This window comes from Streptomyces sp. NPDC007917 (assembly GCF_042959105.1).
Classification (GTDB): Bacteria; Actinomycetota; Actinomycetes; order Streptomycetales; family Streptomycetaceae; genus Streptomyces.
Genome location: NZ_JBIBKK010000002.1, coordinates 374,628 through 395,867, shown reverse-complemented (window position 1 = coordinate 395,867; position 21,240 = coordinate 374,628). Strand labels below are relative to the sequence as shown.

Annotated in this window: 19 protein-coding genes; 14 read left to right on the top strand and 5 right to left on the bottom strand. The window is 71.1% G+C overall.

Annotated elements, in window-relative coordinates; translation table 11 throughout:
- Positions 1 to 41: 41 nt before the first annotated feature.
- Positions 42 to 1,148 (bottom strand): LacI family DNA-binding transcriptional regulator, encoded by a 1,107-nt coding sequence (locus ACFZDL_RS04805; RefSeq protein WP_353591944.1) that lies wholly within the window; start codon positions 1,146 to 1,148, stop codon positions 42 to 44.
- Between the two features lie 263 nt (positions 1,149 to 1,411).
- Between ACFZDL_RS04805 and ACFZDL_RS04800 the strand changes: the two genes are divergently transcribed.
- A complete protein-coding gene (locus ACFZDL_RS04800) occupies positions 1,412 to 4,222 on the top strand; it encodes a LuxR family transcriptional regulator (protein WP_353591943.1) in 2,811 nt (936 codons plus the stop codon).
- 67 nt (positions 4,223 to 4,289) lie between these two features.
- Here ACFZDL_RS04800 and ACFZDL_RS04795 read toward each other — a convergent pair whose 3' ends face one another.
- On the bottom strand, positions 4,290 to 4,781 hold the full coding sequence (locus tag ACFZDL_RS04795; RefSeq protein ID WP_353591942.1) for an Lrp/AsnC family transcriptional regulator: 492 nt from the start codon (positions 4,779 to 4,781) through the stop codon (positions 4,290 to 4,292).
- Between the two features lie 124 nt (positions 4,782 to 4,905).
- Here ACFZDL_RS04795 and ACFZDL_RS04790 point away from each other — a divergent pair, with 124 nt between their 5' ends.
- From ACFZDL_RS04790 to ACFZDL_RS04755, 8 genes are all read left to right on the top strand, one after another.
- Positions 4,906 to 5,697: an NAD(P)-binding domain-containing protein gene (locus tag ACFZDL_RS04790; RefSeq protein ID WP_353591941.1), complete on the top strand. Its 792-nt coding sequence runs from the start codon at positions 4,906 to 4,908 to the stop codon at positions 5,695 to 5,697.
- Positions 5,698 to 5,864: 167 nt separating this feature from the next.
- Positions 5,865 to 6,938 (top strand): LacI family DNA-binding transcriptional regulator, encoded by a 1,074-nt coding sequence (locus ACFZDL_RS04785; RefSeq protein ID WP_353591940.1) that lies wholly within the window; start codon positions 5,865 to 5,867, stop codon positions 6,936 to 6,938.
- Between the two features lie 288 nt (positions 6,939 to 7,226).
- Complete coding sequence (locus tag ACFZDL_RS04780) at positions 7,227 to 8,459, top strand: sugar ABC transporter substrate-binding protein (RefSeq protein ID WP_353591939.1); 1,233 nt, start codon at positions 7,227 to 7,229, stop codon at positions 8,457 to 8,459.
- An 8-nt stretch (positions 8,460 to 8,467) separates the two neighbouring features.
- The gene (locus ACFZDL_RS04775; protein ID WP_353591938.1) at positions 8,468 to 9,421 is read left to right on the top strand and encodes a sugar ABC transporter permease; all 954 of its coding nucleotides are present in this window, start codon (positions 8,468 to 8,470) and stop codon (positions 9,419 to 9,421) included.
- Between the two features lie 5 nt (positions 9,422 to 9,426).
- Positions 9,427 to 10,242: a carbohydrate ABC transporter permease gene (locus tag ACFZDL_RS04770; protein WP_353591937.1), complete on the top strand. Its 816-nt coding sequence runs from the start codon at positions 9,427 to 9,429 to the stop codon at positions 10,240 to 10,242.
- A gap of 32 nt (positions 10,243 to 10,274) precedes the next feature.
- Complete coding sequence (locus tag ACFZDL_RS04765; protein WP_353591936.1) at positions 10,275 to 11,693, top strand: GH1 family beta-glucosidase; 1,419 nt, start codon at positions 10,275 to 10,277, stop codon at positions 11,691 to 11,693.
- Between the two features lies 1 nt (position 11,694).
- Positions 11,695 to 14,016: an alpha-xylosidase gene (yicI, locus tag ACFZDL_RS04760; RefSeq protein WP_353591935.1), complete on the top strand. Its 2,322-nt coding sequence runs from the start codon at positions 11,695 to 11,697 to the stop codon at positions 14,014 to 14,016.
- Between the two features lie 157 nt (positions 14,017 to 14,173).
- A complete protein-coding gene (locus ACFZDL_RS04755) occupies positions 14,174 to 14,704 on the top strand; it encodes a hypothetical protein (protein ID WP_391190388.1) in 531 nt (176 codons plus the stop codon).
- Here ACFZDL_RS04755 and ACFZDL_RS04750 read toward each other — a convergent pair.
- On the bottom strand, positions 14,648 to 15,697 hold the full coding sequence (locus tag ACFZDL_RS04750; RefSeq protein WP_353591934.1) for an aldo/keto reductase: 1,050 nt from the start codon (positions 15,695 to 15,697) through the stop codon (positions 14,648 to 14,650). The two genes, ACFZDL_RS04755 and ACFZDL_RS04750, sit on opposite strands and share 57 nt — an antisense overlap.
- A 115-nt stretch (positions 15,698 to 15,812) precedes the next feature.
- On the opposite strand from ACFZDL_RS04750, the gene ACFZDL_RS04745 reads away from it, so the two are divergent.
- Entirely contained in the window at positions 15,813 to 16,235 is a 423-nt protein-coding gene (locus tag ACFZDL_RS04745) for a MerR family transcriptional regulator (RefSeq protein WP_353591933.1), read from the top strand.
- Between the two features lie 75 nt (positions 16,236 to 16,310).
- Here ACFZDL_RS04745 and ACFZDL_RS04740 read toward each other — a convergent pair whose 3' ends face one another.
- Positions 16,311 to 16,682, bottom strand: coding sequence for a helix-turn-helix transcriptional regulator (locus ACFZDL_RS04740; RefSeq protein WP_353591932.1), 372 nt, complete (start codon positions 16,680 to 16,682; stop codon positions 16,311 to 16,313).
- A 114-nt stretch (positions 16,683 to 16,796) separates the two neighbouring features.
- Positions 16,797 to 17,249, bottom strand: coding sequence for a helix-turn-helix domain-containing protein (locus tag ACFZDL_RS04735; RefSeq protein WP_353591931.1), 453 nt, complete (start codon positions 17,247 to 17,249; stop codon positions 16,797 to 16,799).
- 98 nt (positions 17,250 to 17,347) lie between these two features.
- Here ACFZDL_RS04735 and ACFZDL_RS04730 point away from each other — a divergent pair, with 98 nt between their 5' ends.
- From ACFZDL_RS04730 to ACFZDL_RS04715, 4 genes are all read left to right on the top strand, one after another.
- Entirely contained in the window at positions 17,348 to 18,568 is a 1,221-nt protein-coding gene (locus ACFZDL_RS04730) for an MFS transporter (RefSeq protein WP_353591930.1), read from the top strand.
- A gap of 28 nt (positions 18,569 to 18,596) precedes the next feature.
- Positions 18,597 to 19,946 carry an aminotransferase class I/II-fold pyridoxal phosphate-dependent enzyme gene (locus ACFZDL_RS04725; RefSeq protein WP_353591929.1) on the top strand — a complete coding sequence of 450 codons (1,350 nt, stop codon included), beginning with the start codon at positions 18,597 to 18,599 and terminating at the stop codon, positions 19,944 to 19,946.
- A gap of 69 nt (positions 19,947 to 20,015) precedes the next feature.
- On the top strand, positions 20,016 to 20,915 hold the full coding sequence (locus ACFZDL_RS04720; RefSeq protein WP_353591928.1) for a dihydrodipicolinate synthase family protein: 900 nt from the start codon (positions 20,016 to 20,018) through the stop codon (positions 20,913 to 20,915).
- Positions 20,916 to 20,967: 52 nt separating this feature from the next.
- On the top strand, positions 20,968 to 21,111 hold the full coding sequence (locus tag ACFZDL_RS04715) for a hypothetical protein (protein WP_353591927.1): 144 nt from the start codon (positions 20,968 to 20,970) through the stop codon (positions 21,109 to 21,111).
- Positions 21,112 to 21,240 lie beyond the last annotated feature (129 nt).

The following is a 21,240-nucleotide window of genomic DNA, read 5'->3' as shown; positions in this document are numbered from 1 at the left end:
ATCGCGCCTGAACTTCGCATGCACTGCCCTGGAGTCGGTCGCTACCGAGGCGAGCCGGGCGGGCCCGCCGTCTCACCGGCGCGGAACTCGCAAGCCACCAATGGCTCCCTCGCCTCCTCGCCCGCCACGAGCGCGGCGAGCAGCCGGACGGCCGCGGCACCGAGCCGGTGCCGGGGGATGTCGAACCCCATCGGCACGGGCCGGGCGGCCAGGTCGGCGGGCGGGCTCCCGAGCAGCCCCAGCGAGACGTCGCCCGGGCAGGTGAGCCCGGCCTCCCCGACGGCGGCGAGCAGCGCCCGCCACGCCGCCCCCGTGTCCGTCTCCTCGGCCACGAACGCGGTCACCCCGTCCGCGACCAGGTCCCGCACCCGCTGTGCCGTCAGCTCACCCGCCGGATCGGCGCAGCGCAGCACCGCACCGGGCCCGCCCGCGACGCCCGCCGCCGCCAGGCCGTCCAGGAAGCCCTGCTGACGGTCCGTGGACGGGGGCGCGTCGTCGTCCTCCCGTACGAGCACGATCCGCCGGTGCCCCGACTCGGCCAGGTGGAGGACGACTTCACGGCTGGCGCTGACATAGTCGGCGCCGACCCAGGCCAGCCCCTCCACTTCCTCGCGGCGGCCCAGATGCACCACCGGAAACCCGTCGGCCACCAGCCGTTTCAGCTCGGCGCGCGGTACGTGCCGGCCGAGGAAGAGGCATCCGTCGGCCAGCCGCACCCGGCTCAGGGCGTCCGGCCCGGCGGCGCCCGCGCCACCGGTGCTCGACCCCGTGAACAGCACCAGGTCGTAGCCCTGGGCGGCCGCCTCCTGCTCCACACCCACCAGGAACGGGTAGTACGAGTGCTGTACGTCCGTCGGGAAAGTGGCGGTGAAGCTGAAGACGCCGAGCAGGTTGTTGCGGGCCGCCGCCAGCCGCCGGGCCGCCGGGTCCGGCACATAGCCGAGACTGCGGGCCGCGTCGAGGACGCGCTGCCGTGTCTCCTCGGAGATCGCCGCCGCTCTGCCGTCGCCGCGCGCCGACAGGACCAATGACACCGTCGCCTGCGACACTCCGGCGAGCCCGGCCACCTCGGCCTGGCGCGGCCGTGACGTACGGCTCGCGGGTGCCGGGTTCCGTCCCGGTTTCGCCCGCTTCCTCGGCTGATCCACCCCTGGCGTCCCCTCGCTCGCCGGTCTGTTAATGCGCATTAGTAATGCGTATGAACGCACTCTGGCGTGACCCCCGCCTCCCGTCAAGAGCCAGGACGTACGGGGATGTACGGGCGCTCCTTGCGAAGCGGCCTCGGCACGCGGCATCCGTCAGGTGACGGCACCTGTGCGCACGGCCCGGATACCGGGCGCGGCAGCTCTATAGCCTGGAGGGGCCAAGGCAAGGCGGCTCCGATCGAGGAGCCACATTCTCTGGAGACTCCGTGGACGAGCACACAGGCGACCTCGGTGCGGTGACGGAACCGGAGCCGGGTCCGGGGGAGCCGATCGTCGGCCGGGACGCGGAGCTGGCACGTCTCCTTCGTACGGTGGACTCGGCGTCGGCCGACCCGGTCACGATGCTGGTCGGTGACCCGGGCACGGGGAAGAGCGCGCTGCTCGACCGTGTGGCGCGTCGGGCCGAAGCCAGTGGCGCTCGCGTACTGCGTGCCGAGGGGAGCGAGTCGGAGTCGAGCCTGGCGTTCTCCGCCCTGCATCAGTTGCTGCGGCCGGTGTCGGCCGAGGTGGACGGCTTGCCGGAGCGGCAGCGCGCTGCGATCAAGCACGCCTTCGGCATGGGGCCGGCCACGCCCCGGCATTCGAGCCCACCCGATCTCATGCTGATCGGGGTCGCCGTCCTGAGCCTGCTGTCAGCCCTCGGCGACCAGCGTCCCGTGCTCGTGGTGCTCGATGACGCGCAGTGGTTCGATCGCGCTTCCCTGGACGCCCTGTCCTTCGCGGCCAGACGGCTGGAGGGGGAACCGGTCACGATGCTGATCGCAGCCAGTGGTGGCGATCACCTCCCGGGATTCGACCGTCACGTGCCGACGCTCACCCTGGGACCGCTCGACAAGGCCGCCGCCGATCAGCTCCTCGACCTGCAGCCGGCGAGCCCCACCGGCCACACCAGGACCCGGATCCTCGACCAGGCAGGCGGCAACCCCCTGGCACTGGTGGAACTGACGAGGGCAGCAACTGCCCACGACACGGCTACGGGGCTGCCGTCCGCAGGTCCGCTCCCGCTCACCGATCACCTGGAGCGGGTCTTCGCCACCCGCCTGGACGGCCTCCCCGCCGCCACGACGCGGGCCCTGCTGCTCCTGGCCGCCATGGACACCGTCGACGCCGCGCTCGCCGTCCCGGCCGGGCTCCCGCACGCCGAGGACGGCGTCTGGCCGCCCGCCGAGCAGGCCGGGCTGGTCCGGCGGACCGGCCGGGACGTCCGGTTCCGTCATCCGCTGGTCCGGTCCGCCGTGTACCACGCCGCGTCCTTCGACGCCCGGCGCGAGGCCCACCTCGCGCTCGCCGAGCTGCTGGCGGACGAGCCGGATCGGCGTGCCTGGCACCGGGCCGCCGCCTGCCCGCGCCCCGACGCGGCCGTATCGGCGGAGCTGGAGCGGACCGCCGACCGGGCCCGCCGCCGCGGCGGCCATGCGGCGGCGGCCAAGGCCCTCCAGCGCGCCGCGGAGCTCGCGCCGCAGCGCGAGGACAGCGCCCGGCTGCTGGTCGAAGCCGCCGCAGTGGCCGTGTTCACCGGAGACCTCGCCTGGGTCGAGGAACTGGCCGCGGCGGTACGCGCGCGCACGGATGACCCGTCGCTGCTGGCGTCCGCCGCCGTGCAGGCCGGACGGCTGGCGCTCCTGACCGTGCGCCACACCACGGTCTTCTCCCGGCTGGCCGACGCCGCCGAGGAGCTGGCGGCCTCCCAGCCCGCCGCCGCGCTGGACCTCCTGGCCGGCGCCGCCGTGGTCCGCTTCTACTCCGGAGAGGACACCCAGCACCACCGCATCCAGGACCTCCTGCGGCGCCTTCCCGAGGACGCCTCATCCGCGGGCCCGCGCACCTGGGTGCGGGCCGTGTCGGACCCCTTCGGCGACCGGGCCGGGTTCGTCCGCCTGCTCCCGCGGTGTGCCGCCGAGGCGAAAGCCCGGCCGGAACAGCTCACCACCGTCGGGATCATGGCGTGGCTCCTGGACGAGACCCCGCGGGCCGTCCGTCTCTTCGACGAGGCCTTCGACCGCTGGGAGCTGAGGGGACCGCTGCCGGAGGGGCTGAGCGGCGCGGTCGCCTGGGCCTATGTGGAACGAGGGAGATGGGACCAGGCCCGTGAGGCCTGCGCCCGCGCCACCGCGATCGGCCGGGCGGCCGGCCTCGACCACGCCGTGGCCTGCGCGGCCACCGTCGATGCCACCGTGCTGGCCTGGCAGGGCGACGCGACTGGTGCCCGCGCCCGGGCCGACGACGCGCTCGCCCTGATCGACCCGCTCGAAAGCCGCTCGGTCTCCGTCTACGCCCGCCGTGCGCTCGGCGCCGCCGCCGCCGCGGAAGGCGCGTACGAGACCGCGTACGACCAGCTCCGCATGGTCTTCACGGCAGACGGCGCGCCTGTGCACTACCACGCCTCCTACCCGGCCGTCGCGGACCTGGCCGCCGCCGCCGTGCGCGGTGGCCGGCGCGAGGAGGCCGCCGCCATCGTCGAGCGCTGCGCACGCACGCTCGCGGACAACGCCTCACCCCGCCTGCGCGCGCTGATCAGCCGGGCCCGTGGCCTGCTGGCGCGGCCCGACCGGGCCGACACCGCCGAATCGCACTTCCGGGCGGCCCTGGCCGACCCGGTCCTCGCGCACTGGCCCTTCGAACGCGCCCAGACCCTGCTGGACCTCGCCGAGTGGCTGCGGCGCCGGCGGCGCATCGCGGAGGCGCGTGGGCCGCTCACCGAGGCCCTGGAGACCTTCCGCCACCTGGGCGCGCACCCCTGGATCGAGCGCGCCCGGTCCGAAGCGCGCGCCGCCGGCCTCAACATCACGGACACGGCCCCCGACGCGCTCGCCGCACTCTCCCCACAACAGCAGCAGATCATCAGGCTCGCCGCCCGCGGGCTGACCAACCGCGAGATCGGCGAGAAGCTCTTCCTCTCACCGCGCACGGTCAGCTCACACCTCTACCGCAGCTTCCCCAAGCTGGGCATCACCGCCCGCTCCCAGCTGCGCGACCTGATCGAGGGCGCCCTCGCGACGGCCGGCCACCAGGAATAGGCCACCGGCGGGGCGCACCGCGCCATGGCCCGCGCGGGTCGCCGAACCCGCCGTGCTCCTTGGCCCCTCAAGGCGGTGGCGCGGGAAGCGGGAGGGCCAGGCCGGTCTTGATGGTGTCGAACACGAGCAGGGTCTCGTAACGCCTGATGTTGTCGTCCGCCTTGAACAGGCGGTTTCCGAGGTGGCTGCACTCGCGCAAGCTCCGCGCCGCCAGCACGACCACGTAGTCCCACACCCCCGCGACCTGGTAACACTGCTGGACCTGCGGGTCGGAGCGCATCCGCTCGGCGAAGGCGCGGTGGTGTTCGAACGATTCCTGGTCGAGGGTCACCAGGACCGTCGCCAGGACCGCGGGGCCGAAGCGGTGCGGGTCGAGGACGGCGACTTGCCTGGTGATGAGGCCGTCCTTGCGGTAGCGGGCGATCCGCCGCTGGACGGCGCTCGGTGAGAGCCCGACCCGTTCGCCGAGGTCGTGCAGCGTGCGTGCGGCGTCGTGCTGGAGGAGGTCCAGGAGTTGCGCGTCGATCTCGTCCAGGCGGGGTGGCGGCGTTTCGGGCACGCAAGATTATTGCGTTCCGGCGCGAAAACTCTCAATCGCGTCGATCGGGCGTTCGGCTAGCGTCGGCCGGGTCCGGAAGCTCCTCGGGACCACGGAACCAGCCCGCACTATGGAGGTAACCGCAGTGAAGCGCATCGGCATCATCGGAGTGGGCGAGATCGGCAGGGCCATCGTGACGGGCCTGTGCGACGGGGGCGACGAGTCGCCGGAGGTGTTCCTCTCCCCTCGGGGAGCGGACACGGTCGCGGAGCTGTCCGAACGCTACGAGGGCGTGCGGGTGTGCGCCGACAACCAGGCGGTGGTGGACCGTTCCGAGGTGGTGTTCATCGCCGTGCGCCGCCAGGACCGGCACGAAGCACTCGCCGGCCTGAGGGTGGACGGCGGCAGGCTGGTGGTCAATGTGATGGCCGGTGTAAGCAACGACGACCTGCGCCGGACACTGGCCACCGACGCCCCGCTGGTACGCGCCATCCCCCTGCCCGCCGTACGCGAACGCCGCTCCGTCACGGTCACGTACCCGTCGCACCCGGTGGCGGATTCTCTCTTCGAGCACCTGGGCGGGGTGCTCCCGGTCGAGGACGAGGCGGCCTTCAACGTCTTCTCCGCGCTGACGGGAACGCTGACCACCCACTACTCGTACCTCGCCACGCTCACGTCGTGGGCCATCGGCCACGGCATCGCAACCGACGACGCGGACCGCTACGTCCGCGGCCTCTTCCAGGGGGTCGGCCGCGCCCTGAGCGACGGGACCCGCTCCCTGCACCAGCTCGCGGCCGACCACGAGACCCCGAACGGAAACAACGAACGCATCCGCACCACATGGTTCACCCCTGCCAACTCCGAGGCCCTCAACACGGCCCTCGACGACCTCCTCACCGACCTTGAGGGACAACGCGGCTCAACTCCGGCGACATGACCGGCGGGGAGACCGAGTCCGGCCACCGAGTGGCGGCCGCGCTGACGGACTCCTTCGCCGAGCGCCGGCCCCCGCCACGGCCGGATTCGCTGGTGAGACGTCCCCTATATGATGGGGTTCGCTCTCGGGCTGTTCATCGTCGTGCCCGCACCACCGAGGGGTCGAGGTTGCCTACCATCAGGGATGTCGCCCAGCACGCCGGGGTGGCGCCGAGCACCGTCTCCTATGTGTTCAACGGCTCCCGGCCCATTTCCGAGGAGACGCGGCGACGTGTGCAGGAGGCCGTGGACGCGCTCGGGTATCACCCCCGGGCCAGCGCCCGGACCCTGCGCAGCAGCCGCACCCATGTGATCGCGCTCGCTCTGCCCCGCCCGGCCGGCCGGCGAAACGCCGTGGACGGCCCTTTCGCGATAGAGGTCAGCGACGCCGCCGTGAGACTCGGCTACGACCTGCTGCTCACCACCTCCCAGGACAAGGCCGAGGGGCTGCGCCGCGTGGCGCTGAGCGGACTCGCCGACGCGGCGGTGCTGATGGCCGTCGACATGGAGGACGCCCGGATCGATGTGGTGCGGGAGCTGGCCTTCCCCGCGGCGCTCATCGGGCGGCCGGCCGACGAGGACGCCTTGCCGTGGACCGACCTGGACTGGGAGGAGGCCGCCGCCCTGGTGGTGCGTGAGCTGGCCGCCGCGGGACACCGCGAGATGGTGTACCTCGCACCCACCGAAGCGGAAGTGGTGGCCAGGCGCAGTTACGCGCTCCGGGGGATCGCCGGTGCGGCTCGTGGCGCCCGGAGCACCGGCGCCGCCGTCACGGTGGCCCATGCGGTGAACGATCCGGTCGGACTGGCCCGCCGGCTCCGGGTGCTGCTCGCGGAGCGCGCGGACGGCGGAGCGGGCGGACGGCCGACCGCGCTGATCGTGCAGCATCCCTCCGCGCATCACCACATCCTGACGTCCGTGGCCGACGCCGGGCTCCGTACACCCGAGGATCTCACCGTCGTGGTGATCGGCGCCCTCCCGGGAGACCCGGCCGGCCGTCGGCTGCCTCGTGTCGAACTGCCGGTGGAGAGGCTGGCCGGTGAGGTGACCCGGCTCGCCGTGGCCGCGGCCACGGCGCTGCACGAGACCGTCGCAGAGGATGCGGAGGCCGGTCCCCGGCTGCTCGCCGACGCCGTCGGCCATCTTCTGATCGCCCCGGCCCTGCTGCCGGGGGACACGCCGCTCACCGCCCCGCGGGCCTGATCTCCGCGACCCTTCCCCGCGCTCCCGCCTCGCCGGATGCCGTGGACCGGCCCGGCGCCGCAGTGGGCGGGTTTCTTTTCCTGAGGCTCTTGTCGTCATTGAACACATGCCCGTAACATCACTGCAGTCCACTTCGTCGAATCGATTCGATGCGGGTTCCAGCACCTGTGAAGTGGCATGGCACAACGGTCGGGAGCTGCGATGTTCGTCCTCATCCACTAGTCACATCGCAGGAATCGTCACCGTGTGTCCACCCGGCGCACACAGCCCGAACTGAGAGACACCCACATGCCATTTCTTCGCCGCCGACCGCCGGCGCCGGTCCTGCTCCTGACCCTCCTCGTGGCCTCGGCGGGCCTCACCGGGTGCGCGCGGGAGGCCGACCCGAACACCATCACGGTGCTGAACTCCGCCACGGACACGCATGAGCACGACCAACAGCAGAAGTTCTTCGACCGGTGTGCCAAACCCCTCGGGGTGAAAGTCGAGCAGACCAGTGTCCCCGCCGCCCAAGTGGCGACCAAGGCGCTGCGGATGGCGTCGTCGCACTCGATGACCGACATCCTGGAGCTGGACGGATCGGAGCTGCCGCAGTTCGCCGACACCGGCGGCCTGGTCCCGCTGAAGAAAGCGGGCGTGACGGTGGACGGGCTCTCGCCGGGGGCCGTGAGCATGGGGAGCTTCAAGGGCACCGCGTACGGCATCGCCCGCTCGGTCAACACCCTGGCGCTGTTCTACAACACGGATCTGCTGAAGGAGGCGGGGGTGACACCGCCTGCCACGTGGGACGAGCTGAAGGTAGCGGCCAAGAAGCTCACCCGGGGCAAGACGTTCGGGATGGCGTTCAGCGCGACGCCCGACGCCGACGGGGTGTACCAGTTCCTTCCCTTCTTCTGGTCCGCGGGCGGCGACGAGGCCCACATCGACAACGGCAAGGGCGAAAAAGCGGTCCAGCTGTGGAAGGACCTGGTCAAAGACCGGTCCGCGTCAAGCGCCGTGGTCACCTGGAACCAGCAGGACGTCAACGATCAGTTCATCGCGGGCCGGACGGCCATGATGGTCAACGGCCCTTGGCAGGTTCCGGTGCTCAGCCAGCACAAGTCCCTGCACTGGGCGGTCAGCACCATCCCGGTGCCCGTGGCCGGCAAGGCTCCGGTGGCTCCGATGGGGGGCACCGTGATGACCCTGCCCCGGACCGGCGACACCGGGCGTCAGGCCACCGCCGCCAAGATCCTCAACTGCCTGAACGAGCGCCGGAACCAGGTGGGCTGGGGTGCGGGCGTGAACAACATCCCCACCAGGGCCTCCGCCGCCGCCGAGTACAAGGCCGACAATCCGAAGCTCGCGGGCTTCGTCGACACGGTCGCCACCGCCCGTTCCCGTACCGCCAAAGTCGGCGCCCGGTGGCCGGCCGTCTCCAGCGCCCTGGCGGGCGCCTTCCAGTCTGTTCTGACCGGCAGCTCCTCGCCCGAAGCGGCGCTGAAGCGTGCCCAGTCGCAGGCCACGGCCGGCGGAGAGTGAGGAGCTACATGAGTACGACCACTGCCGTGCCCGCCAAGTCCGTGGCGGCGAGCCCCCGGGTCCCGGGCCGGCGAGCGTCCCGCGCCACGCTGACACGCTGGCTCTTCGTCGCGCCCGCCGTCCTCTACATGCTGGCCTTCTTCGGGTATCCGCTCGTACGCAACGTCGTCATGAGCTTCCAGCACTACACACCGCGTACCTTCTTCACCGGCGAGGCACCGTTCAACGGCCTCGACAACTGGACCGCGGTGTTTGGCAACGAGCTGTTCACCGCGTCCCTGTGGCACACGGCCCTCTTCACGCTGGGCTCGCTGTTCGGCCAGTTCGTCCTGGGCCTGGCGCTGGCCGTGTTCTTCTCCCGGCGCTTCAGGCTGTCCGGCTTCGCCCGCGCGGTGCTGCTGCTTCCGTGGCTCGTCCCGATGGTCGTCTCGTCGGTGGTCTGGCGGAAACTCCTCGACCAGGACACCGGCGTGCTCAACACCCTGCTGATGAACCTGCACCTCACCTCGGAGCCGGTGCCCTGGCTGAGCAGTCCGAGCGTCGCCCTGCTGTCCGCGGTCCTGGTCAACATCTGGGTCGGCATCCCGTTCAACATGGTGATCCTCTACGGCGGGCTCCAGGAGATCCCGCGCGAGATGTACGAGGCCGCTTCGCTCGACGGCGCCGGCCCCTGGCGTACGTTCCGCAGCATCACGCTGCCGCAGTTGCGGCCGGTGATCACGGTGGTACTGGTCCTCGGTTTCATGTCGACGATCAAGATCCTGGACCTGATCCTCGCGCTGACCGGCGGCGGTCCGGCCGACTCCACACAGACTCTGGGCACCGCCACCTACCAACTGTCCTTCCAGCAGCTCGACTTCGGGCAGGGCGCGGTGGTCGGCAACGTCCTCATCCTCATCAGCGCGGTGTTCGCCGTGTTCTATCTCCGGGCCAACCGGTCCGACTTCGCTCAGGGGAAGTGATCGCCATGTCCGCCCGCAACCTTCGACGGGGCAGTAACACCGTCATCGCGCTGGTCGTCCTGGCCATTCTGCTCTTCCCTCTGTACTGGATGCTCAACATCGCCCTCCAGCCGGGCGAAAGTCTGGCCTCGACCAGCTGGTTCCCCTCCTCGCCGGGCTGGTCGAACTTCGACCGGGCGCTGGACACTCAGGGCGGCTCACTCGTGACCAGCCTGGTCGTCGCGCTCGGCGCGGTCGTGGTCTGTCTCGCGATGGCGGCGCCCGCCGCCTACGGCCTGGCCCAGCTCGGTGTGAGGGGCGGTCGGTCCATCGTGCTCGGCACCCTGATCACCCAGATGGTGCCCGGCATCGTGATTGCCAACGCGCTCTACAGCGCCTATGTCGACCTGCACCTGGTCAACTCGCTCCCCGGGCTGATCCTGGCCGACGCCTCGCTCGGACTGCCGTTCTCCATCGTGCTGCTGAGGGCCTTCATGGTGTCCATCCCCAAAGAGATCGTGGAAGCGGCGATGGTCGACGGGGCCAACCGATTCACCGCCTTCGTGCGCATCGTGCTCCCGATCAGCCGTAACTCGCTCATCACGGCCGGCCTCTTCACCTTCCTCTTCGCCTGGTCGGACTTCATGTTCGCGCTGACGCTCAACACCACGGACGACGTCAAGCCGATCACCCTCAGCATGTACGAGTACATCGGCGCCCACGTCAGCGACTGGGGCGCGGTCATGGCCACGGCCGTCGTCTCCGCCGTCCCGGCCGCGGTCCTGCTGATACTGGCCCAGAAGTACGTCGCCGCGGGGATCACCGGCGGCTCCGTCAAATGACGCTCATCGACCCGGAAGGTCCGCACCACAGCATGAGCAGCACCTCACCCCACTCACCTGACACCACGCGATTTCCCCTCTTCCCGCCCGGCTTCGTCTTCGGGACCGCGACCGCGAGCTACCAGATCGAGGGCGCGCACGACGAGGACGGCCGCGGACCGTCCATCTGGGACACCTTCAGCCACACGCCGGGCCGTACCGCGGGCGGCGCCACCGGTGACGTCGCCTGCGACCACTACCACCGCTACCAGGAGGACGTCGAGCTGCTGCGCCGACTCGGCGTCGACTCCTACCGCTTCTCCGTGGCCTGGCCGCGGATCCAGCCGCGGGGCACCGGCCCGGCCAACGCGAAGGGGCTGGACTTCTACGACCGGCTCACCGACGCGCTGCTCGAAGCCGGTGTCTCCCCGGCCGTCACGCTCTACCACTGGGACCTTCCGCAGGCGCTGGAGGACCGGGGCGGCTGGCGGGTCCGGGAGACCGCCGAGGCCTTCGCCGAGTACACCCGCCTGGTGGTGGAGCGACTGGGCGACCGGGTCGGCCGGTGGATCACCCTCAACGAGCCCTTCTGCTCCGCCTTCGTGGGCTACGGGGAAGGACGCCACGCTCCTGGTGCCCGCGAGGGCACGGGCGCCCTGGCCGCGGCGCACAACCTGCTGCTCGCTCATGGGCACGCGGTACGGGTCCTGCGTGAGGCCGGCGCCTCGCAGGTCGGCATCACCCTGAACCTCGACCGCATTCACGCCGCCAGTTCCTCCCCGGCGGACCTGGCCGCGCTGCGCCGTGCCGAGACGCTGCACAACGAGGTGTGGACGGAGCCCCTGTTCAACGGCCGGTATCCCACCCATGAGTCCGAGACGTGGGGCGAGCTCGCCGACGGCTCGTACCGCCGCGACGGCGACCTGGACACCATCGGCGCCCCACTGGACTTCGTGGGGCTGAACTTCTACCGCCCGATGACCGTCTCCGACGCACCGCACGCGGAGGCCGACGCGTCCCGGCGGACCGCCATGGACATCCGGGTCGCCGAGAGCGACCCGTACGGCACCCGGCACACCACCATGGGCTGGCCCGTCGTCCCCGCGGCCTTCACCGAGTTGCTGGTGGACCTGTCCGCGCGGTACCCGAACCTGCCGCCCGTCTACATCACGGAGAACGGTTCCGCCGAGGCCGACACCGTCTCGCCGGACGGAGCGGTGCGGGACCCCGACCGGGTGGCGTATCTGCGCGACCATCTGGCGGCCGTGTCCGCCGCCATCGAAGCGAAAGTGGACGTCCGCGGCTACTACTGCTGGTCGCTCCTGGACAACTTCGAATGGGCCCGGGGCTACGGTCAGCGCTTCGGGATCGTACGGGTCGACTACGAGACCCAGGAACGGACGCCCAAGGACAGTTACCACTGGTTCCGCGAGCTGATCACGGTCAACCGCGCGTCCGCTCAGGAGCACTGAGATGAAGTTCACCGACGGCTACTGGCAGATGCGGCCAGGGGTGACGGCCCGCTATGCCACCTCCGTCGCCGACGTGGACGTCGCCGACGACCGTTTCACCCTCTACGCGCCGGTCACCCGTGTCCGGCACCGCGGCGACACGCTCAACGGCCCGATGGTGACGGTGGAGGCGTGGTCACCCGCCGAAGGTGTCATCGGCGTACGGCTGTGGCACCACGGCGGCAGGCGCCCCCGCACCCCGGAGTTCCCGCTCACCCCCGGCCCGGACGGCGGGCCGGCGAAGACCGTGCGCGCGGGCTCTACCGTCGAGCTCGTGTCCGGCGCGCTGTCCCTCAAGGCCGGCACCGAGGGCCCCTGCACCCTCGAATTCGTCTCCGGCGGCGAGGTCATCACCTCGCTCGGCCCCCGCGACATGGGCTTTGTCACCGACGCCGACGACCGCCACCACATGCTGGCGAAGATGTCGCTCGGCGTCGGGGAGACCGTGTACGGCCTCGGCGAGCGCTTCACCCCGTTCACCAGGAACGGTCAGAGCGTCGACATCTGGCAGGCCGACGGCGGCACCAGCAGTGAACAGGCCTACAAGAACGTGCCCTTCCACCTGAGCAACCGTGGTTACGGTGTGTTCGTCAATCACCCCGGCAGGGTTTCCTACGAGATCGGCTCCGAGAGCGTCGGCCGGGTCCAGTTCAGTGTGGAGGACCAGTCCCTCGAATTCTTCGTCATCGCCGGGCCCGCCCCCAAGGACGTTCTGCGCCGCTACACGGGTCTCACCGGCCGGCCCGCGCTGCCACCGGACTGGTCGTTCGGGCTGTGGCTGTCGACCTCCTTCACCACCTCCTACGACGAGGAGACGGTGGCCCGGTTCGTGGACGGCATGGCCGAGCGGGACATCCCGCTCAGCGTGTTCCACTTCGACTGCTTCTGGATGCGGGAGTACCAGTGGTCCGACTTCGTCTGGGACCCGGCGGTCTTCCCGGACCCCGAGGGGATGCTGTCCCGGTTGAAGGAGCGGGGGCTGCGCGTCTGCGTCTGGATCAATCCGTACATCGCGCAGAAATCCCCCCTGTTCGCCGAGGGCATGGCGGGCGGCTACCTGCTGAAGCGGCCGGACGGAGACGTCTGGCAATGGGACAAGTGGCAGGCCGGGATGGGCATGGTGGACTTCACCAATCCCGCTGCCCGCGAGTGGTTCGCCGCCAAGCTGCGACACCTCCTCGGCCAGGGAGTGGACGCCTTCAAGACCGACTTCGGTGAGCGGGTGCCGACCCAAGACGTCGTCTGGTTCGACGGCTCGGACCCGGAGCGGATGCACAACTACTACACCCAGCTCTACAACGAGACGGTCTTCGACCTGCTGGTCGAGGAGCGCGGCGAGGGCGAGGCGGTGCTCTTCGCCCGTTCCGCCACCGCCGGCGGCCAGCGCATGCCGGTCCACTGGGGCGGCGACTGCGAGTCGACGTTCGAGGCGATGGCCGAGTCGCTGCGCGGCGGCCTGTCGCTCGGCCTGTCCGGCTTCGGTTTCTGGAGCCACGACATCGGCGGTTTCGAGGGCACCCCGCCGCCGGCCGTCTTCAAGCGGTGGGTGCAGTTCGGCCTGCTGTCCTCGCACAGCCGGCTGCACGGCAGCAAGTCCTACCGTGTGCCGTGGGACTACGGCGAGGAGGCGGTCGAGGTCACCCGTGACTTCACCCGGCTCAAGCACCGCCTGATGCCGTATCTCTTCCACGCGGCCGTCGAGGCCAAGGAGTCCGGTACGCCGGTGATGCGGGCCATGCTGCTGGAGTTCCCCGAGGACCCGAGCACCCACTCGCTCGACCGCCAGTACATGCTCGGCGCCGATCTGCTGGTGGCCCCCGTCTTCAGCGAGGACGGCACGGTCGAGTACTACGTACCGGAGGGCATCTGGACCGATGTGATCACCGGTGAGCGGGTCAGCGGTCCGGGCTGGCGGCGCGAGCGGCATGGTTTCCATACGCTGCCGCTGCTGGCCCGGCCGGGCTCGGTGATCCCGTTCGGCGCGGTGGACGACGGCCCGCGATCCGACTGGGCGGACGGTGTGACCCTCCATGTGTACCCCGGCGGGGCCGACGGCTCCGTGACCGTCACCACCATCCCCACCCGGTCGGGCTCCGCGGCCGCCGCGGTCTTCACCGTCCGGCGTTCGGGCGGCGAGACAGTCATCGAGACCGAGAGTGAACTGCCCTGGAACGTCGTGGTCGTGGGGGCCGCCCCGGCCGATGACGCCCGAGCGCACCCGGCCGGCGCGCTGTACCCGGCGCCGCCCGGCACCCACCGGCTGATCGTTCCGGCCGCCATGTGAGCACGGGCCGGGGCCATGACCCGGCAGAGACGGACGCTTCGGTGGATCGGATAGCGCAGCCCTGGGGCAGCCGCACTCCGTACGGCCGGCACGAGCCGTGGCCCGCCCGGGTGGACACCTTCCTGGAGGAGGGTGTCCACCCGGGGGCGGTGCAGCAGTGGGTGCAAACCGCGGCGGGCGGCTGGTGGAGTGCGACTGGGCCACCGCGATGGAGCGGATCGTCGCCCGCTCACGGGAGCTGCTGGACGAACGCGGGCCGGGTTTCCTCGGCGCCGTCCACCACGGCGAGCAGCAACTGGTGGAGGAACTCACCACCGTGGCCGAACGCCACCGCGCCGACCACGAGGTCCACCACGTCGCCACCGACCTCGCCCACTGGTCCCGCGCACACCTCCAGCGGCTGGCCGACACCCGCCACGCCCACACCCACGACCTGAGCCTCGGCGATCCCCAGGGGGCCCGCTCCGCGGGTCTGCTGTCAGCACTCGGGGAGAAGGCGGCCGAGGCGCTGGGCCACCGTCCCGAGCCCGGTTTCCTCCTCCTGCACGACCTGCGGGATCTCCACCTCCGCGCCGCGCAGGCCATCAAGGACCTCTCGCCCCAGAACCTGACGGGAGGGCAGCCGCCGGCCTCAGGCCGCGGCGCGCTCGGCGGGCGGGCGGCGCCGCAAGGCGGTGTCGGTCAGTGAGCGCGGGGGGAAGGCGGCGGTGGGGTTGTACCGGTTCACCCCGGGCGGCACGATCTCGTCGATCCGGTCGAGGGTCGCGTCATCCAGGGTGAGCGCGGCGCCCTTGAGCAGATCCTCCAGTTGCTGCATGGTCCGTGGCCCGATGATCGCCGAGGTGACGGCCGGGTGGGCCACCGTGAACGCCACGGCGAGCTGCGGGAGGGTACAGCCGATGCCTGCCGCGAGTTCGATGAGCTGTTCGACGGCGTCGAGCTTGGCGGTGTTCTCGGCGATCGCGGGGTCGAAGAACGCCGGGCGGAGCGCGGCGCGGCCGGCCGCCAGGTCGATGGGCCGGCCCTTACGGTGCTTGCCGGTGAGGAATCCGAAGGCGAGGGGGCTCCAGACCAGCACCCCCATTCCGTAGCGCTCCAAGGCGGGCAGAAGCGAGGCCTCGATCCCGCGGGCCAGAATCGAGTACGGCGGCTGGGCGGTGCGGAAGCGCCCGAGGCCGCGCCGCTCGGAGACATGGTGCGCCTCGGCGATCTCCTCGGCCGGGAAGTTCGAGCACCCGAAGGCCCGGATCTTTCCCTGGCGCACAAGGTCGCTGAGCACCGAGAGCGTCTCCTCGATGTCCGTGGAGTGGTCGGGGAAGTGGACCTGGTAGAGGTCGATCCAGTCAGTGTTCAGGCGCCTGAGGCTGTCCTCGACGGCCTTGAGGATCCAACGCCGCGAGTTGCCACTCCGGTTGCGGCCCTCGCCCATCTGAAAGTGGACCTTGGTGGCGAGTACGACGTCGTCACGGCGCCCCCGCAGCGCCTTTCCCACGATCTCCTCCGACTCACCCTGTCCGTACATGTCGGCGGTGTCGACAAAGTTGATCCCCTGGTCGAGGGCGGCGTGGATGATGCGGACACAATCGTCGTGGTCGGGGTTGCCGCCGTCCTGGAACATCATGGTCCCGAGGCAGTGGACACTGACCTCGATACCGGTTCTGCCGAGGGTGCGATAGCGCATGGTGATGCTCCCTTATCAGTTCAACGGATCACGCAGAGCGACAGAAGCGTCGATCGCACGAGGCACCCTAGGAACTAGACCCGGCTCTAGATCAACCCCCGTTACCCTGACCCGCATGGCTGAGATCACGACGAGTCTGAGCATCGGGCAGGTCGCCGAACGCACCGGCTTGAGCGTTCACGCGCTGCGCTTCTACGAGCGCGAGGGCCTCTTCGTCAACGCCGTGCGACGCGGCCCCGGCGGGCGCCGCGTCTACAGCGAGGACGACGTGGACTGGCTGACCGTCTGCATCATTCTCCGCGCCTCAGGCATGCCCCTGCCCGCGCTCCGCCGATACGCCGACCTCGTCAGAGAAGGCGCCGGTAACGAGGAAGAACGGCTGACACTCATGCGCGAACACCAGGAGCACATCACCACCCAGATCGGCAGGCTCACCGAGTCCCTGGACCTGATCAGGTTCAAGGTCGCGGTGTATGAGGACCTTGTCGACCAAGGCAGCACCGCCCACGAATGTCACGCCCGTCCCGGGGTCGGGTGACGAGACGGTGTGCGAGGGCGAGGAGTTCCGGTACGTGACAGAGGGCTGACGTGGGGGAGACGTGCGGGAGAGCCCTCAGCCGACGCCCTCGCGGTCATCCGCGGCCTCGGCGGTGCCGCCACTCAGGATCAGGTCCAGCAGACCGGGGAAGCGGGCGTCGAACTCCTCGCGGCGCAGCCGGTTGACCCGCTTGGGCCCCTCGTCCCGTTGCTCGACCAGTCCGGCGCCGCGCAGGACCGCGAAGTGGTGGCTCTTCGCGGCCTTGCCGACCGGTACGTCGAAGCTGCCGCAACTGCGCGTCCAGTCCGGCGAGCCGGCCAACTCCCGGATCAACTCGATCCGTACGGGATCGGCGACCGCGGAGAGCGCGGTGAGGAGGGAGACCTCGGCGGGGTGCGTGTGGACCGGTGCCGACCGGTGACTTCCCCCTGCGGTCCGGTTCGGCATGCCCCGCTCCTCGCTGTCCGTACGCGCCGGGCGCCCGGAAGGTGCCCTGCCACCGGATGAGTGTTCGATGGGCATTTTACACTCCTGGCCTCGGCGCCGGGTCTCCGGCTCGGATCACTGGGCGGAGACCTTGTGGACGATGGTGTCGTCGGGGTCCAGCCGTCGTCCGTCCTCGGACAGCACTTCCAGTGCGCGCAGGCGATGTCCCTGTCGGCGGTCGACCAGCTCCGAGTGCGGCTCCCCGGGGACGAAGAAGTGCTGTTCGCCCCACTGCCGCAGCGCCACGATGACGGGGAAGAGCGCCCTGCCCTTCGGGGTCAGTACGTACTCACGGTAGGCGCTGCCGTCCGAGGCGGGGACGGATTCGAGGACACCGCCGGCGACCAGGGTGCGCAGGCGCGCTGTGAGGATGTTCTTCGCCACGCCGAGGCTGCGCTGGAACTCCCCGAAGCGCCGGCTTCCGTCGAAGGCGTCCCGCACGATCAGCAGGGACCACCAGTCGCCGATCGCGTCCACCGACCGGGCGACGGGGCATTCGCTGTCGTCGAAGCGCGTCCTGGTCACCATGGCGTCCCTCACTCTCACGACAGTTGCAACATGCTACCAAGAAAGCTACCGTCGCCACGTTGGTAGCAAGTTGAAACCAGATATGTGGGGGAGTGCTGATGCCCGGCAACGGTGAGGCTGTGACACGACGGACCGAGGCCCGGAGCGGGGAGGGTTCCGCGTTCGTCCTGTCCCGTGGCGTCGTCATCCTGTTCGCCGTCGCCTGCGGGGCGGCGGTGGCCAACGTCTACTTCTCCCAGCCGCTGCTGGTGACCATGGGCCACGACCTCGCCATGAGCCCGGCACTCGTCGGCAGCGTGGTCACCCTCACGCATGTCGGATACGGGCTGGGACTCTTCTTCCTCGTGCCGCTGGGCGATGTGGCCGACCGCAGACGGCTCATCGTGGCCCAGTTGCTGCTCCTGGTGGTGGCGCTGGTCGTGGTGGCCGCCGCCCCCACGGCGGTGATCCTGCTCGTGGGCATGGCCGCGACGGGACTGCTCGCGGTCGTCACACAGACGCTGGTGGCCTTCGCGGCGTCGCTGGCCCCTCCCGCCGGGCGCGGGCGGGTCGTCGGTCTGGTCACCGGCGGTGTGGTCATCGGAATCCTGCTCGCCCGTACCGCGTCCGGCCTCATGGCCGATCTCGCGGGCTGGCGCTCCGTCTACCTCGCCTCGGCGTCGCTCAGCGCCCTGCTCGCCCTGGTCCTGTACCGAGTGCTGCCGCGCCGTGGTGACGCTCCGCCGACGACCCTGCGCTACGGACAGCTCCTGCGCTCCACGGTCACCCTGTTCGCGCGGGAACGACTGCTGCGGCTCCGGGCCCTGTTCGGCCTGCTGGTCTTCGCCGCCTTCAGCACCCTGTGGAGCAGCGTGGCGCTGCCGCTCAGCGAGGCCCCGTACTTCCTGCCCCACAGCGCGATCGGGGCGCTGGGGCTGGTCGGTGTGGCCGGCGCCCTGGCCGCGACCGTGGCGGGCCGTCTGAACGACCGCGGGCTCTCCCGGCGGACCACCGGCATCGCCCTGGCGCTGCTCGCCGCCTCGTGGTTGCCCCTGGCCTTCACCCGCAGCTCGCTCTGGGCCCTGGTCGTCGGGGTGATCATTCTCGACCTGGCCGTACAGGCGGTCCATGTCACCAACCAGACCCTGATCTACGCGCTGCACCCGGACGCGGGCAGCCGGCTGATCGGCGGATACATGGTCTTCTACTCGATCGGCAGTGCCACCGGCGCCATCGCCGCGACCTCTCTCTACACGGTGGCCGGCTGGGGTGCTGTATGCGCACTGGGTGCCGCGTTCAGCTGCCTCGGGCTCGTGCTGTGGGCTTGCCTTTCGTCCTAGGACAAACATACCTTTGGCATAGGTCAAAGTGATCGCACGGGTGGTGGGGGTGGTGATCGTGCCGATCAGCGGGACGACGGCGACGGAGATCGTGGGCAGTGTGCGAGATCTGATCGCGTCGGGAGAGCTGGCGCCGCGGGATCTGCTCCCGCCGGTGCGGACACTGGCGGCCGAGCTGGGGGTGAACCGGAACACGGTGGCGGCGGCGTACCGGCAGCTGGTGGCTGCCGGTGTGGCCGCGACGCATGGGCGCGGCGGAACCATGGTGACCGGGATACCCCAACTGGCCCGCGAAGGCGCGGGGTTCGGCGGCAGGCTGACCGACCTGGCCAGCGGCAACCCCGACCCCGAGCTGCTGCCCGACCTGCTCGCGGCGGCCCGGCGCGGTGAGTATCGGCAGCCGCTGTACGGCGCGCCGGCGGTCGATCCCCAACTGGCCGAATGGGCGGCCGGCGCATACGCCGAGGACATCGCGGGCCGACCGTTCAGGGTTCTGGTGGCAGGCGGTGCGGCGGATGCGACGGAGCGGCTGCTGAACACGTACCTGACACGTGGGGATGCGGTGGCGGTCGAGGACCCGTGTTTCCTGGGGACCATCGGCACGCTGCGGTTGAACGGCTACCGCACCGCCCCGGTCGCCGTCGATCACGCCGGGATGCGCCCGGAGGCCCTGCGCGCCGCTCTCAAGGGCGGCGCGCGGGCGGTGGTGTGCACGCCGCGCGCCCACAACCCGACCGGTGCCAGCCTGACCGCCGGGCGGGCCGCGGAACTGCGCGCGATCCTGGCCGGGCATCCGCAGCTCCTGATCATCGAGGACGACCACTTCTCGGCCGTCTCCGCCGTGCCGTACCACCCCATCACACCGCCGCGGTCGGCCACCTGGGCCCTGGTGCGCTCGGTGTCGAAGTTCCTCGGCCCGGACCTGCGGCTGGCCCTCGTGGCCGCCGACGAGGAGACCGCCCGGCGCCTGGAGACGCGGCTGAGCGCGGGGACGATGTGGGTGAGCCACCTGCTGCAGCACACCGCCCGCGAGCTCCTTGTCGACCCGAAGGTGCGGGCGCGGCACGAACGGGCGCGCACCGCCTACGCCGAGCGCAGCGCCCGGCTGCTGAAGGAGATCAACGCCCGCGGCATCAGCACACCGGCCGCCTACCGGCCCGACGGGCTGAACGTGTGGATCGGCCTGGACACACAGGCGCGGCCGGTCGTTGACGCCTTGGCCCGGCGCGGCTGGCTGGTCAGGCCCGGCGACCTCTTCGCCACGGGAGGGACCGACCGCCAGGCGCTGCGGGTCACCACCGCCACGCTGACCGAACAACGGGCACGCGAGTTCGCCGCCGACCTCGCCGCCGTCCTCGACCACCCGCACGCCGCCTGAACACGACTGCCGCCCGCCTCCCGGCCGAACACGCCGGGCCACCCCACTGAGCGAAAGGAACGTCCTGCCATGTTCACCGGCCTCAGCGCCTTCCCCCTGACCCCCACCAGCGAGTCGGGCGTCGACGAGCGGGCATACGCCCGGCTTGTCTCGCGCCTCGCTTCCGCGGGGGTGGACTCGATCGGTGCGCTCGGCTCCACCGGAAGCTACGCCTACCTCTCCCGCGAGCAGCGCGCCCGGGCGGCACGGATCGCCGTCGAGGCCGCCGAAGGGACCCCCGTCATGGTCGGCATCGGCGCGCTGCGGACCTCGCAGGTCCTCGCGCTGGCCCAGGATGCCCAGGAGGCGGGAGCGTCGGCGGTGCTGCTGGCCCCGATGACGTATCAGCCGCTCACCGAGGACGAGGTGTTCGGACTGTACGAGGACGTCACCCGGGAACTGTCCGTCCCGCTGTGCGTGTACGACAACCCGGGCACCACCCATGTGCGCTTTACCGATGAACTCCACGCCCGCATCGCCGAGTTGCCCCAGGTCGCCGCCATCAAGATACCGCCCGTGCCTGACGAGGCGGTCGCCGCGCGGGAGCGTGTTCAGGCGCTGCGGGCGCTGGTCCCGGACACCGTCAGCATCGGGGTGAGCGGGGACTGGGCGGCCGCCACCGGGCTGACCGCCGGGTGCCAGGCGTGGTACTCGGTCCTCGGCGGGCTGTTCCCCCGTACCGCGCTCGCCCTCACCCGTGCCGCCCAGGGCGGCGACGCCGTGCGGGCCACGGCCCTGTCCGAGCGGCTGGAACCGCTGTGGGAGCTGTTCCGCCGGCACGGCAGCCTGCGCGTGATGTCCTCCGCCGCCGCCCACCTGGGCCTCGCCTCCGAGACGAATCTCCCCCTGCCGCTGCACGGCATCGCCCCCGACGCCCGCGACCGGCTCGTCAGCGTGCTGGACGGCCTCGACCTCGACGCCTCCTCATGACCACCACCGCCCCTGCCGTCCCGCACGGCCGCACCCCACGGACCCGTGTGCCATGACCGGCACGGACACGGAGCTCGGAGAGACCCCCGAGGGGACGCCCCGCCGGGGAGCGCCGGCTCGCTACGTCCTGGCCGCCGCGCCGGCCCGCACGGCCGACGGCGGCGCGGTCGTCGCCGTCGTACCGCCGTCCACATGACCGCGGTCCTGGACATCAACGCCGCCACGGCCGCCGTCCTGACGGCTGCCTACGGCCTGGGCAACCTCGCCCGATGCGCCACCTCGCGCTGGGCGTCGCCGCCGGCCTCACGGCCAGGTCTTCATCTGG

What these genes read in the sequence shown, in the direction of transcription:
- ACFZDL_RS04780 (WP_353591939.1), top strand. Translation starts at nt 7,227, where the DNA reads ATGCCATTTCTTCGCCGCCGACCGCCGGCGCCGGTCCTGCTCCTGACC.
- ACFZDL_RS04775 (WP_353591938.1), top strand. Translation starts at nt 8,468, where the DNA reads ATGAGTACGACCACTGCCGTGCCCGCCAAGTCCGTGGCGGCGAGCCCC.
- ACFZDL_RS04770 (WP_353591937.1), top strand. Translation starts at nt 9,427, where the DNA reads ATGTCCGCCCGCAACCTTCGACGGGGCAGTAACACCGTCATCGCGCTG.
- ACFZDL_RS04765 (WP_353591936.1), top strand. Translation starts at nt 10,275, where the DNA reads ATGAGCAGCACCTCACCCCACTCACCTGACACCACGCGATTTCCCCTC.
- yicI (WP_353591935.1), top strand. Translation starts at nt 11,695, where the DNA reads ATGAAGTTCACCGACGGCTACTGGCAGATGCGGCCAGGGGTGACGGCC.
- ACFZDL_RS04750 (WP_353591934.1), bottom strand. Translation starts at nt 15,697, where the DNA reads ATGCGCTATCGCACCCTCGGCAGAACCGGTATCGAGGTCAGTGTCCAC.
- ACFZDL_RS04745 (WP_353591933.1), top strand. Translation starts at nt 15,813, where the DNA reads ATGGCTGAGATCACGACGAGTCTGAGCATCGGGCAGGTCGCCGAACGC.
- ACFZDL_RS04740 (WP_353591932.1), bottom strand. Translation starts at nt 16,682, where the DNA reads ATGCCGAACCGGACCGCAGGGGGAAGTCACCGGTCGGCACCGGTCCAC.
- ACFZDL_RS04735 (WP_353591931.1), bottom strand. Translation starts at nt 17,249, where the DNA reads ATGGTGACCAGGACGCGCTTCGACGACAGCGAATGCCCCGTCGCCCGG.
- ACFZDL_RS04730 (WP_353591930.1), top strand. Translation starts at nt 17,348, where the DNA reads ATGCCCGGCAACGGTGAGGCTGTGACACGACGGACCGAGGCCCGGAGC.
- ACFZDL_RS04720 (WP_353591928.1), top strand. Translation starts at nt 20,016, where the DNA reads ATGTTCACCGGCCTCAGCGCCTTCCCCCTGACCCCCACCAGCGAGTCG.
- ACFZDL_RS04715 (WP_353591927.1), top strand. Translation starts at nt 20,968, where the DNA reads ATGACCGGCACGGACACGGAGCTCGGAGAGACCCCCGAGGGGACGCCC.